At 31.9% G+C, this 13034-nt stretch carries 13 protein-coding genes and 1 riboswitch; all 13 genes read left to right on the forward strand.

Annotated features, from left to right (window positions below; genetic code table 11):
• Positions 1-69: 69 nt before the first annotated feature.
• The 13 genes from M915_RS06820 to M915_RS06880 all read left to right on the forward strand — a co-directional run bounded on the left by M915_RS06820 (position 70) and on the right by M915_RS06880 (position 12869).
• Positions 70-1536, forward strand: a complete 1467-nt coding sequence (locus M915_RS06820) for a nicotinate phosphoribosyltransferase (protein ID WP_036730522.1) — start codon at positions 70-72, stop codon at positions 1534-1536.
• Positions 1537-1541: 5 nt separating this feature from the next.
• Positions 1542-2408 carry a radical SAM protein gene (locus M915_RS06825; protein WP_036730524.1) on the forward strand — a complete coding sequence of 289 codons (867 nt, stop codon included), beginning with the start codon at positions 1542-1544 and terminating at the stop codon, positions 2406-2408.
• 12 nt (positions 2409-2420) lie between these two features.
• Entirely contained in the window at positions 2421-3161 is a 741-nt protein-coding gene (locus M915_RS06830; RefSeq protein WP_036730526.1) for a hypothetical protein, read from the forward strand.
• A 90-nt stretch (positions 3162-3251) separates the two neighbouring features.
• Positions 3252-3896, forward strand: coding sequence for an HAD hydrolase-like protein (locus M915_RS06835; protein WP_036730528.1), 645 nt, complete (start codon positions 3252-3254; stop codon positions 3894-3896).
• A gap of 17 nt (positions 3897-3913) precedes the next feature.
• The gene (locus tag M915_RS06840; RefSeq protein WP_036730529.1) at positions 3914-4561 is read left to right on the forward strand and encodes a trimeric intracellular cation channel family protein; all 648 of its coding nucleotides are present in this window, start codon (positions 3914-3916) and stop codon (positions 4559-4561) included.
• 11 nt (positions 4562-4572) lie between these two features.
• Positions 4573-5469, forward strand: coding sequence for a DegV family protein (locus tag M915_RS06845; RefSeq protein ID WP_036730530.1), 897 nt, complete (start codon positions 4573-4575; stop codon positions 5467-5469).
• Positions 5470-5724: 255 nt separating this feature from the next.
• On the forward strand, positions 5725-6498 hold the full coding sequence (locus M915_RS06850; protein WP_036730531.1) for a LamB/YcsF family protein: 774 nt from the start codon (positions 5725-5727) through the stop codon (positions 6496-6498).
• A gap of 12 nt (positions 6499-6510) precedes the next feature.
• Positions 6511-7710 carry an NRAMP family divalent metal transporter gene (locus M915_RS06855; protein ID WP_036730532.1) on the forward strand — a complete coding sequence of 400 codons (1200 nt, stop codon included), beginning with the start codon at positions 6511-6513 and terminating at the stop codon, positions 7708-7710.
• 14 nt (positions 7711-7724) lie between these two features.
• A complete protein-coding gene (pxpB, locus tag M915_RS06860; RefSeq protein ID WP_009221716.1) occupies positions 7725-8471 on the forward strand; it encodes a 5-oxoprolinase subunit PxpB in 747 nt (248 codons plus the stop codon).
• Positions 8464-9408, forward strand: a complete 945-nt coding sequence (locus tag M915_RS06865) for a 5-oxoprolinase subunit C family protein (protein ID WP_036730533.1) — start codon at positions 8464-8466, stop codon at positions 9406-9408. The genes pxpB and M915_RS06865 overlap by 8 nt, the downstream gene beginning before the upstream one ends.
• A gap of 142 nt (positions 9409-9550) precedes the next feature.
• Positions 9551-10306: a formate/nitrite transporter family protein gene (locus M915_RS06870; RefSeq protein ID WP_009221718.1), complete on the forward strand. Its 756-nt coding sequence runs from the start codon at positions 9551-9553 to the stop codon at positions 10304-10306.
• Between the two features lie 256 nt (positions 10307-10562).
• The gene (locus tag M915_RS06875) at positions 10563-11828 is read left to right on the forward strand and encodes a Glu/Leu/Phe/Val family dehydrogenase (protein WP_009221719.1); all 1266 of its coding nucleotides are present in this window, start codon (positions 10563-10565) and stop codon (positions 11826-11828) included.
• Positions 11829-11933: 105 nt separating this feature from the next.
• Positions 11934-12869 carry an AEC family transporter gene (locus M915_RS06880; RefSeq protein WP_036730535.1) on the forward strand — a complete coding sequence of 312 codons (936 nt, stop codon included), beginning with the start codon at positions 11934-11936 and terminating at the stop codon, positions 12867-12869.
• A gap of 51 nt (positions 12870-12920) precedes the next feature.
• Positions 12921-13012, forward strand: a riboswitch (SAM riboswitch).
• Positions 13013-13034 lie beyond the last annotated feature (22 nt).

Genomic DNA, 13034 nt, shown 5'->3' on the forward strand with positions numbered 1-13034 from the left:
AGCTGTGACAGGTTGCAACATTATATATTTAATTATATAATTAATACAATATATATAGGAGGTAGGAGAATGCCTAAGTCATTTGATGAAAATAATTATACATTATTATGTGATTTTTATGAGTTTGCCATGAGTAATGGATTTTTTGAGATAGGATATAAAGAAAAAATAGTTTATTTTGATATGTTCTTTCGTTCTGTTCCTGATAATGCAAGCTATGCAATAATTGCAGGACTTGAACAAATTATAGAATATTTTGAAAATTTACATTTTTCAGATGAGGATATAGAATTTTTAAGAACTAAAAAAATTTTTAATGAAGAATATTTGGAATATTTGAGAAATTTTAAATTTGAATGTGATGTGTGGGCTATTCCGGAGGGGACAGTTGCTTTTCCGCAAGAGCCTCTTATTATAGTTAGAGGACCTATTATTCAAGCTCAAATGGTAGAAACTATGATTTTATTAACTATAAATCATCAATCTATGATTGCTACAAAGGCTAACAGAATAGTATCAGCAGCAGATGGAAGGCCTGTTGTTGAGTTTGGTTCAAGAAGAGCACAAGGATATACAGGAGCGAATTTAGGGGCAAGAGCAGCTTACATCGGTGGATGTCTTGGAACGGCAAATACCCTTGCAGAAAAAATTTATGGAGTTCCGGCTCTTGGAACTATGGCACATTCATGGGTACAACTTTTTGATAGCGAATATGAGGCATTTAAAAAATATGCAGAAGTATATCCGCAAAATTGTTTACTTTTAGTTGATACTTATGACACTTTAAAAGAGGGAATACCAAATGCCATTAAGGTGTTTAATGAGGTTGTAGTTCCTAGCGGAAATAGACCTAAGGGAATAAGAATAGATTCCGGAGATATAGCATATCTTACTAAAAAAGCAAGAGTAATGCTTAATGAGGCAGGGTTTGAAGATGCAAAAATAATGATTTCAAATTCATTGGATGAATTTACAATTCAAAATATTTTACATCAAGGAGCAAAGATAGATTCATTTGGTGTTGGTGAAAGACTTATAACTTCAAAAAGTTCTCCTGTATTCGGAGGAGTATATAAACTTACAACAATTGAAGAAGATGGAAAGCTGATTCCAAAAATAAAAATTTCGGAAAATGTAGCAAAGATTACAAATCCCGGATTTAAGCAACTATATAGATTATATGATAAGGATACAAACAAGGCGATAGCAGATGTTATTACACTTCATGATGAAATTATAGATGATTCTAAGGAATATGAAATTTTTCATCCTGTTTATACATGGAAGAGAAGAGTTTTAAATAATTTTATAGCTAAGCCTCTGCTTGAAAGAATATATGATAAAGGTAAGCTTGTTTATGAACTTCCGAATATTGAAGATATAAAAACTAAAGTTCAAGTTGAACTTGAAACTCTATGGGAAGAAACTAAAAGACTTGATAATCCTCAAGAATATATAGTTGATTTATCTTATGACTTATGGAAGATTAAAGAAGAACTTTTGGGAGAACATGGTAAAAATATAAAAAGGAAATAGAGAATATGAATTACTACGGAAATGTATTTAGGCCTCCGAGTGAAGCAAGATCACTTATTATTCAGGCTACTATAGGCTGTTCTCATAATGACTGTACATTTTGTTATATGTATAAAGATGAGCCTTTCATAATTAGAAAAATAGATGATATAATAGCAGAACTTGAAACTATAAGAGATTATTTTCCGCAATTTGAAAGAGTGTTTATAGCAGATGGAGATGCGCTTGTATTAAAAACAACGGATTTGTTAAGGCTGCTTGAGTATATAAATAAAAATTTCCCAAATGTAAATAGAATTTCATCTTATGCAACTGCGGGAGATATTAACAGAAAATCAGTAGAAGAATTAAAACAGCTTTATGACAATGGACTTAAAATGCTCTATATAGGGTTTGAAAGTGGAGATGATGAAATTTTAGCAGATATAAAAAAAGGTCTTACTACAGAAGAATATATATCTGCAATGGAAAAGTGCAAAAAGGTTAAAATGCAAACATCAATAACGATAATTGCAGGTCTTGGCGGCAGAGAAAAATGGAAACAAAATGCAATTAATACTGCAAAATTAATAACAAAAACCAAACCTGATTATGTGAGTTACTTGACTATGAGAATTTATAAAAATGCTCCGATATATGAGGATTATATATCGGGAAAATTTGAAATGCCTTCGGCTGAAGAAATACTTTATGAAATTAGACTGTTTTTAGAAAATGTAGATTCCGAGGGTACGATTTTCAGATCAAATCATGCTTCAAATTATGTACTACTTGGAGGAACTTTAAATAAAGATATAAGCGGTCTTATTGAAACAATAGATGATACTCTGAGAAGGAAAAATTTCAGGCTCGGAATGATGAGAAGCCTATAGAAGGGAAAAAATATGTTATATACGCTTAATTTAATGGATAAAAATAATTTTGAGACTATGTTAAACATGCAAGCCATACCTGTTGATTGGATAGCAGATGAAACATTTTTTAATATGAGTTATGAATCTGTTGCTGCATATGAGCATTATAGTAGTATAAAAAATATTTTTAATTTAATTGTGCTGTTACAAAGAGTAGAAAAAGATGATTTGATTTGGGTGAGGAGCGAAAGCTATTATGCAATAGCAAAGGTAAAACAGTCTGCTCAGTTTAACAGTTTTGGAGCAAAAATAGCAATTAAAGCTGTTGTATATGAAATTTTTGATATTCCGTCTGAAGTGGTAATGAACTTGGACAAATTTTTAATGTCGGAAATAAAAGATAGAAAAATTATTTTAGAGAGCGATAGAATATTTAATTCTTTTAAAGAAGGCGAAATTTGTATCGGAGATGAAAATTCAGAGGAGAGTTTACAGCTCGAGTTTGTAAAAGACAGTTCCAATATGCTTGAAGTTAGAAAAAAGTATGATATTATGCCTTATAAAAAATCAAAAATCAATGTATCTTCAAAAATTACTAAGAAAAAAAGAGAAGTGGATAATAATTTTGGGGAACTTATAATAGAATTATATCCGCCTGATAAAAAAGAAGAAATACGAAAGTATGATTTCTTTAAAAGTAATCAAGTTTCATTAAACAGTGCAGAAGATAAGGTATATGTGCAAGAAATAAGCAAAGATAAAAATATTTAACAAAATATTTTATAAAACAATAAAATAATAATAAAAAGAAATCACTTTTTTTAGTATAATATAAAGAGTGATTTTTTTATTGAGGTGAATATGGTTTATTTATTTGATTTAGATGGAACATTATTAGATACAAAAGAGGGAATTATAAATGGATTTTTATATGGATTTGAAAAAATAGGATATAAAGACTACAATATAGATAATATAAAAAATTTTATAGGACCTCCGCTTGAAGATACATTTATAAATAAATTGGGATTTTCAAAAAATTTGTCGGATAAAACTATAGAATATTTTAGACAATATTATAAAGCAAAAGGGCAATATGAAAATACATTTTATGATGGAGTGTGTGATGCACTTGAGTATATTAGAAGAGATAATATAGCTGCAGTAGCTACATCAAAGCCTGAAAAACAGTCTATTGAAATTTTAAAAAATAGAAAAATGGATAGATATTTCAACTTTATAGGTGGAGCTACAGAAGATGCGGAAAGAAGTAAAAAACATGATGTTATAGAATATGTGTTAAAAAAATTAGAAATTAGTTCAAGAGAGAAAGTATATATGATAGGGGATAGATATTCTGATATAAATGGAGCTAAGCAATCTGATATTAAGTCCATAGGCGTAACATGGGGATATGGTTCAAGAGAAGAGCTTCTTGATTGTAAGGCGGATTATATCGTTGACAATGCTAAAGAGTTAAATGAGTTGATACAAAAAATAAAATAATTTATTAGGGGTTAAGTATGTTGAATTATAGTGAAATAGATGCCGTATTAGAAATTATAGGCACGATTGCATTTGCATCCTCGGGAGCGATGGTTGGGATAAGAAAGGGCATGGATTTATTCGGAATTCTTGTACTTGGAATAGTAACAGCACTCGGCGGAGGATGTGTTAGAGATATAATACTTGGGATAACACCTCCGGGAATGTTTGTAAATTCATCTTATGCAATTCAGGCTTTAATATCATCGCTAATACTGTTTATGATATTTTATGTGAAAACCGATTATCTAAATTCTAAGGCACTAAAAAAATATGAAGATTTTTTGATGATTTTGGATGCAATAGGGCTTGGTGCATTTACTGTAACAGGAATAAATACAGCTATTGGCACAGGATATGCTGAAAAGGAATTTTTATTAATATTTGTAGGCATGTTAACAGGAGTCGGAGGAGGAATAATAAGAGATGTATTTTCAAATAGTATTCCGTCAATTTTTAAAGAACAAATTTATGCGGTGGCTTCATTTTTTGGAGCATGTTTTTATGTACTGTTCATAGATAAACTTGATGCAGATACAGTTATGATATTAAGTGCAATGATAGTTATAATTATAAGAATATTTGCAGTGAAGAAAAATCTTCATTTGCCAAAAGTTAAAATTTAGGGAGATTTGTTATGAATATAAAAATAATAACAGATGGCGGTTGTGATATTTCAAAAGAATATATAAAAAAATATGATATAGAAATTTTACCAATAGCAGTAAATGATGGCATAGAAGAGTACTTTGGAGATGATGAACTATCGTCGAATGAATTATTTAAAAACATGAGAAATAAAAAAGTTTATGGAACAAGTCAAGTTGGGAACATGGATTATATTCAATGTTTTGAAAAGTATGCATCTGAAAATAGAGAAATAATTTATATTTCTCTATCGTCTGGAATTACAGGGACATATGATGCTGCACTCAGAATTAGAGAAGAAGTTTTAAAAAAATACAAAAGTGCAAAGATTCATGTATTTGATTCATTTTGTGCAACTTGCGGTCTTGGACTTATGGTTCACAGGGCGGCGATGATGGCGGCAGACGGAAGAGATTCAAAATATATTTTAAATGCGCTTGAATTTTTAAAAGCTCATCAAGAACATGTATTTTCAGTAACAACTTTAGAGTTTTTAGTAAGGGGCGGTAGAGTTTCAAAAGGAAGTGCAGCAATAGGGGGGATCTTAAATATCAAACCTATTATGGAACTTACAAAGACAGATGGAAAAATAACATCCCTTGATAAGGCGAGAGGAGAAAATAATTTATATAAAAAGCTTTCAGAAGAGCTTGCAAAGAAAAGTGGTGGAAAGTTTAATACAAATCAAAGTATCATAATAGCTTATGGAGATGATGTTTCGTTTGCGGAGCGTTTGAAAAATCATATATTATCCGAGTATAATATATCTGAACAACAAATTTATTGTAACCAGCTCGGAACAGTTATTGGAGCACATACAGGACCCGATTTTGTCGGGGTGTTTTTCCTGAGTAAATTATTTGAAGATTATAATGAAGTAAGATAGCTTTACAGCTATCTTATTTTTGTAAATCGGATATAAAGCGGATAAGCATATAATATACCTGTAAAAATATATCTGAATCAAAAAAATGAAATAATGAATTAAAAATTTCATAGGTATTTTATGATAACTTGGTAATTATATTTCTATATATTAAATAAGTGTAATATAGATAAAATGTATATTTACAAAAAAAAGAATTTAGTTTATTATAAGAGTAGCAGTACGAAGTATCAAAATATGACGGGAGGTAATTTTATGACTTATTATGTAGATCTTAATAGCGACATTGGAGAAGGATATGGCGCATATAAGATGGGAATGGACGAAGAAATTATAAAGCATGTTACGAGCATTAATCTTGCTTGTGGATGGCATGCAGGAGATCCTTTAATTATGGATAAGACGGTTAAACTTGCAAAAGAATTCGGGGTAAATGTAGGGGCACATCCCGGATATCCTGATCTACTTGGATTTGGTAGAAGAAACTTGGCAATTACTCCCGAAGAAGCAAGATGTTATATGCTATACCAGACAGGTGCATTGATAGCGTTTACAAAAGCTCACGGTATAAAACTTCAACATATGAAATTGCATGGTGGATTTTATAACAAGGCATGCGCAGATAAAGCACTTGCAGATGCAATTCTTGATGGGATTGAAGCTTTGGATAAGGATATAATATTGATGGTATTAAGTGGAAGCTACATAGCTAAAGCCGGAAAAGAAAGAGGTTTCAGAGTTTCAGAAGAGGTATTTGCCGATAGAGGATATAATGTAGACGGTTCTTTAGTTAACAGAAGTTTACCGGGTGCATTTGTAAAGGATCCTAAAGATGCAATTCCAAGAGTTATAAGAATGATTAAAGAAGGAAAAGTAACAACAGCAGCAGGGGAAGAGATAGACATAAAGGCAGATTCTATATGTGTACACGGAGATAATCCTCATGCGATTGAATTTGTAAAGCAAATAAGAGCGGGATTAGCAGAAGCGGGTATAACAATTGCTCCAATACAAGACTTTATAAAATAGGAGGAAATATTTATGGAAAAAAATAAAAAAGGAAACCTTTCTGTATTACTAGGAGCGGCATTTTTGATGGCGACATCAGCTATTGGGCCTGGATTTATGACTCAAACAGCTACATTTACAAATGGATTAAAGGCTGATTTTGCATTTGTAATATTAGTGTCAATAGTTATGAGTTATATAACTCAGTTAAACGTATGGAGAGTTATTGCAGTATCAAAGCTTAGAGGACAGGACATTGCAAATAAGGTATTACCAGGACTTGGATATTTTATTGCATTTCTTGTAGCACTTGGCGGACTTGCTTTCAACATCGGTAATGTCGGTGGAGCAGGACTTGGAATAAATGTAATTTTCGGATTAGATCCTAAGGTTGGAGCGGCAATCGGAGGAATACTCGGAGTAATAATTTTCACATCTAAGTCAGCAGGAAAGGCTATGGATAAACTTACACAAATTTTAGGAGCGGCAATGATTATACTTATAGCTTATGTTTGTGCTACAACAGCTCCTCCTGTATCAGAAGCTGCAAAGAGAATGGTAGCTCCATCAGATATGGGAGCAACAGTTCCTGCAATATTAACACTTCTTGGAGGAACAGTAGGTGGATATATAGTATTTTCAGGCGGTCACAGATTAATTGATGCCGGAGTAACAGGAGAAGAAAATTTAAGTGAAGTAAATAAATCGGCGACACTTGGTATAGTAGTAGCACTTGTAGTAAGAATTCTTTTATTCTTAGCAGTTCTTGGAGTAATAAATAGCGGTGGAGTACTTGATGAGAAAAATGTTGCAGCATCTGCGTTTAGAATTGCGAGTGGTGAAATCGGATACAAGATATTCGGTATAGTATTTACAGCTGCAGCACTTACATCAGTAGTAGGAGCAGCATTTACATCAGTATCTTTCTTAAAAACATTATTTAAGCCAATAGGAGAAAGAGCGAATCTTGTAACAATACTTTTTATAGTTTTTTCAACAATTATATTTATATTTATCGGACAACCACAAAAATTACTTGTATTAGTAGGAGCGCTAAATGGATTGATTTTACCTATAACACTTGCAGTAATGCTTATAGCAAGTAAAAAGAAATCAATAGTTGGAGAATATGTTCATTCAAATATATTATTCTATTTAGGTTGGGTAGTTACTGTAGTATCTGCATATATAGGAGTTACAACATTTGTTAGTAAGATGTCAACATTCTTCTAAGGAGAAGTGATTAAATGTATAATAATGTTAAATATCTTATTGCGGGAGATAGAGCTCTTATTATGGAATTTGGTAATGAGATTTCAAAAGATATAAACTCTCGCATTAGAATGACTATTGAAAAAATTGAAAAAAGTAATATTGAGGGAATAGTTGAACTTGTTCCAACATATAGATCTATAACTGTTTCATATAATCCATTGATTATAAAATATGATGAACTTGTAGAGAAACTTCGTGAATTTGAAAAGCATAAGGAAGAATCAGACGGAGATACAATAAGACTTATAGAAATACCTACAGTTTATGGTGGTGAATATGGCCCTGATTTGAAATTTGTATCTGAACATTCAGGATTAAATGAAGAAGAAGTAGTAGAAATTCATACAGGAACAGACTATTTGGTATATATGATGGGATTTGCACCGGGATTCACTTATCTTGGTGGAATGGACGAGAGAATAGCAACACCTAGATTAAAAAGCCCAAGGCTCAAAATTCCAGGTGGTTCTGTCGGAATAGCAGGAGCTCAAACAGGGATGTATCCTTCCGATTCACCGGGAGGTTGGCAGTTAATAGGAAGAACTCCGCTGAAATTATATGATGAGGCTAATGATCCTCCTGTGTTTATAAATGCAGGTGATTATATCAGATATGTAAAAATAGATGAAGCTGAATATGAAAAGATAAAGTCGGAAGTTGAAAACGGAACATATGAAGTTAGTATAAAAACTGTGGATAGAGGTGAGCTGAATGGCTAAGATTAAGGTTTTAAACGGAGGCATTTACACCACAGTTCAGGACTATGGAAGAATAGGATATCAAAAATTTGGTATAGCACCTGCGGGTGTAATGGATGAATACTCTTATGAACTTGCAAATGCTTTGACAGGAAACAAAAGAGGAGAAGCGGTTTTAGAGATAACATATTTGGGACCTATGTTGAAATTTGAAGACGAGGTAGTAATAGCAGTCACAGGTGCAAATGTAAGTCCTAAGATAGATGGAGTTCCTATAAATATGTATGAAAGCTATAAAATAGGAGCGGGCAGTACACTATCATTTGGAAAACTTATAGATGGAGTTAGAGCATATCTTGCATTTGGCGGAGAAATAGATGTTCCTGTAGTGAATGGAAGTAAGTCAACATTAGTTAAGAGTAAAATCGGAGGATATGAAGGACGACCGTTAAAAGCAGGAGATGAATTTGAAGTAAAGGTAAATGAAGCTGCCAAAGAAGGAAAAATTTTACCGGATAAATACAAAGCTCAAATAAATAAATTTAATGTTATAAGAGTTGTACTTGGACCGCAAGATGATTACTTTACTGAAGATGGAATTAAAAAATTGTTTAGATCGGGAGGATATACACTTACAAAAAATATAGATAGAATGGGTGTAAGGCTTGACGGTGCAGCACTTGAACATAAAACAGCGGCAGATATTATATCTGATGGAACAGTAATGGGTGCAGTACAAGTTCCTTCTGATGGACACCCTATAATTTTAATGGCTGATAGGCAGACAACAGGCGGATATACTAAAATTGGAACTATAATAAAAGAAGATATCGCAAAAATTGCACAAATGGGCGCTATGAATAAGTTATGCTTTACTGAAATATCACTTAGTGATGCACAAAAAGAATATGAAAAATTTGAACAAAAAATTCTTGATGCAAGAGAATCCGTTAAATAAATTTGTTTGAATTTAAACTTAAAAATCTTTCTCGAGAAACCGGGAAAGATTTTTTGCTTTAATTTAAATTTGTTAAATATTCGACATATTTTAGACACAATAAAGTTATAGTTTTAACATAAACTAATTGAGGTGGGATTTTATGTATGCAGAGATTATAAAAAATATTTCCGGAGGTGCCTTAAATAAGTTTAAGATATATGACAGCTCCAAAATTAAGTATATTATATCATCAATGCTGGCAGGATTTTTTGTCGGGCTTGGATTGATTAGTATGGGAGCATCTATTTCTGTATTTGGAGGACTTGATTTTCCGGTTGTAAAATTTACAAATGGATTTATTTTTTCCCTTGCATTGTCTCTTGTAATTATGGCAGGAGGGGATTTATTTACAGGAAATGTACTTGTACTTTCAACAGGTGCTATGACTAAGACAATAAGAACATCAGATGCTATAAAGGTATGCGCCTTATCATACATAGGGAATTTTTTAGGAGCTTTATTAGTTAGTTTTTTATATATGGGAACAGGAATAAAAGACTCCGGAGTTTGTAATGCAATTATAGAACTTGCAAAAGTAAAGGCGAGTTTTGCGTTTGTTCCGATGATTTTTAAAGGAATAATGTGTAATATATTAGTTTGTCTTGCTGTTCTATGTTGTATAAAAATGAAAAGTGAAAGTGCAAAATTAATAATGGTATTTTGGTGCATAATGCCTTTTGTAATACTCGGATTTGAGCACAGCATTGCAAATATGACTTGCTTTATAATAGCAAAAGCTATGTCACCTGAGATTACTATTGCAATGATTATGAATAATTTAGTACCCTCGACGATAGGTAATATTATTGGAGGGTTGTTAGTTGCAGGAGGCTATTATTTTCTTGGAAGAGAATAACTGATAAAAATAAAGTTGTAAATATAAAAAAATTAACAAAAAAATTAAGCGTATTTTACTTGACAAAATTCGTAAAGTTGATTTAAAAGGCTAATAATAGAGCTTTATTAATGTTTGCCAATAATTTCAGTAAAGTTGAAATTATATATAGTATTTGCTATAATTAGTGTGTATGAAATTGTTACCATTATGTGAAATGGCAATAGTAGATTAAAGATAAGATTTTATCTTAATTAAAATTAAAGGAGTGTTTAACATGACAGATACTTTAAATCCATTAGTAGCTGCACAAGAGAAAGTAAGAGTAGCGTGTGAAAAATTAGGCTGTGATCCGGCAGTATATGAACTTTTAAAAGAGCCAAAGAGAGTTATTGAAATCTCAATTCCTGTAAAAATGGATGACGGTTCTCTAAAAGTATTTAAGGGTTGGAGAAGTGCTCACTCAGATGCAGTAGGTCCTGCTAAGGGAGGAGTTCGTTTCCATCCAAATGTAAACATGGACGAAGTAAAGGCACTTTCACTTTGGATGACATTTAAAGGTGGAGCTTTAGGACTTCCATATGGTGGTGGAAAGGGAGGAATCTGTGTAGATCCTTCAGAATTATCACAAAGAGAATTAGAACAACTTTCAAGAGGTTGGGTAAGAGGACTTTATAAATATCTTGGAGATAGAATAGATATACCTGCACCGGACGTAAATACAAACGGACAAATTATGAGCTGGTTTGTAGATGAATATGTAAAATTAAATGGCGAAAGAATGGACCTTGGTACATTCACAGGAAAGCCAATTGCATTTGGCGGTTCAGAAGGAAGAAATGAAGCAACAGGATTCGGTGTTGCAGTAGTTGTTAGAGAATCTGCTAAGAGATTTGGAATTGATATAGCTGATGCTAAGATTGCCGTTCAAGGATTTGGTAACGTAGGTTCTTTCACAGTTAAGAATATTGAAAGACAAGGCGGAAAAGTTTGTGCAATAGCTGAATGGGATAAAAAAGAAGGAAACTATGCACTATACAATGAAAACGGAATGTCTTTCAAAGAATTAATTGCATATAAGAACGAACATAAGACATTAATCGGATTCCCTGGAGCAACTAAGATTTCTGATGAAGAATTCTGGGCAAAAGAATATGATATTTTAGTACCTGCTGCACTTGAAAATGTAATCACTGGCGATAGAGCAAAGGTTATAAACGCTAAATTAGTTTGTGAAGCAGCTAACGGACCTACTACTCCAGAAGGAGATAAGGTTCTTACTGAAAGAGGAATAGCTCTTACACCGGATATTTTAACTAACTCAGGTGGAGTATTAGTTTCTTATTATGAATGGGTTCAAAATCAATATGGATATTATTGGACAGAAGCAGAAGTAGAAGAAAAACAAGAAGCTGATATGATGAAAGCTATTTCCGGAGTATTTGGAATTGCTGATGAATATAAAGTACCATTAAGAGAAGCTGTTTATATGTATGCTATTAAATCAATAGATACAGCTATGAAGTTAAGAGGATGGTATTAATCCTTATATAATAAAAAACCGTTACATTTGTAACGGTTTTTTTATGCTCCTTAAAAGTTTACATATTATTTGATTTGATATATAATTTTCAACAGAGGTGGTTTTTTGGAAAATTTACAAATAGGATTAAATATAATTTTCCCTATATTCTTCGTAATTTTTGTAGGATATTTTTTAAAAACTAAAAAAATTTTAGATGAAAATTTTATTTCCAAGAGCACTACTCTTGTTTTTTATGTTGCACTTCCGGCGAAACTATTTTTTGATATAAAAAATTCCAAGGTCAACTCGCTGGATATAAAATATGTTTTATATTTACTTTTGGGAACTCTTTTAATTTTTGGACTTTCTTGGATTTCGGGTTACTTTTTTATAAAAGATAAGAAAAAATTATCGGCATTTGTACATTGTTCATATAGATCTAATTTTGTGTATATAGGAATACCAATATTAGATTTAATTTTTTCGGAACCTGCAATGGATTCAATTTTAATAGTAATAATTTTTGGGCTTACACTCTATAATATGCTTGCAATTATACTTTTAACTTATTACGGAGATAAGAAATTGAGTATTACAGATTTTTTTATTAAAGTAATAAAAAATCCTATGATAATTGCAATAGTACTTGGATTATGTGTAAAGTTTTTGAACATTCCTATTTATAGTGGAGTTGAGTCCGGAGCAAGTATTATTGCAAAGTTATGTACTCCATTATCTCTAATTTTAATAGGAGGTTCTTTGAATTTTAACGGAACTTTTTCTGATGTTATGATTATTTGTGTAGATACTTTAATTAAAGACGTAATTGGAGCGGCTATTTTAGTACCTGTTGGATTTTTAATAGGTTTTACAAATTCGCAACTTGTTGTAGCATATATATTTTTTGGCACTCCTTGCGCATTGAATTGTTTTATTATGGGTAAGCAAATGGGTTCAGATGCAAATTTAACCTCACAGATAATAACGGCATCTTTTGTTTTTTCAATAGTATCTTATGCAGTGGGCATAGCCCTTTTAAAATATTACAGTATAATATAGGCTTTACAGTAAAAAGAAAAAGTGATATACTAATGACCAACTTAATAGACAACCTTATTAAGAGCGGCGGAGTGAATGGGCACGATGAAACCCGGCAACCTATTGTGGTGCCAAATCCCACAGAGAGATCTGGAAGATGAGGTTATTTTTTGATACCTTTTCCTC

Origin of the sequence: Peptoniphilus mikwangii (assembly GCF_000468535.1) — a bacterium.
GTDB lineage: Bacteria > Bacillota > Clostridia > Tissierellales > Peptoniphilaceae > Anaerosphaera > Anaerosphaera mikwangii.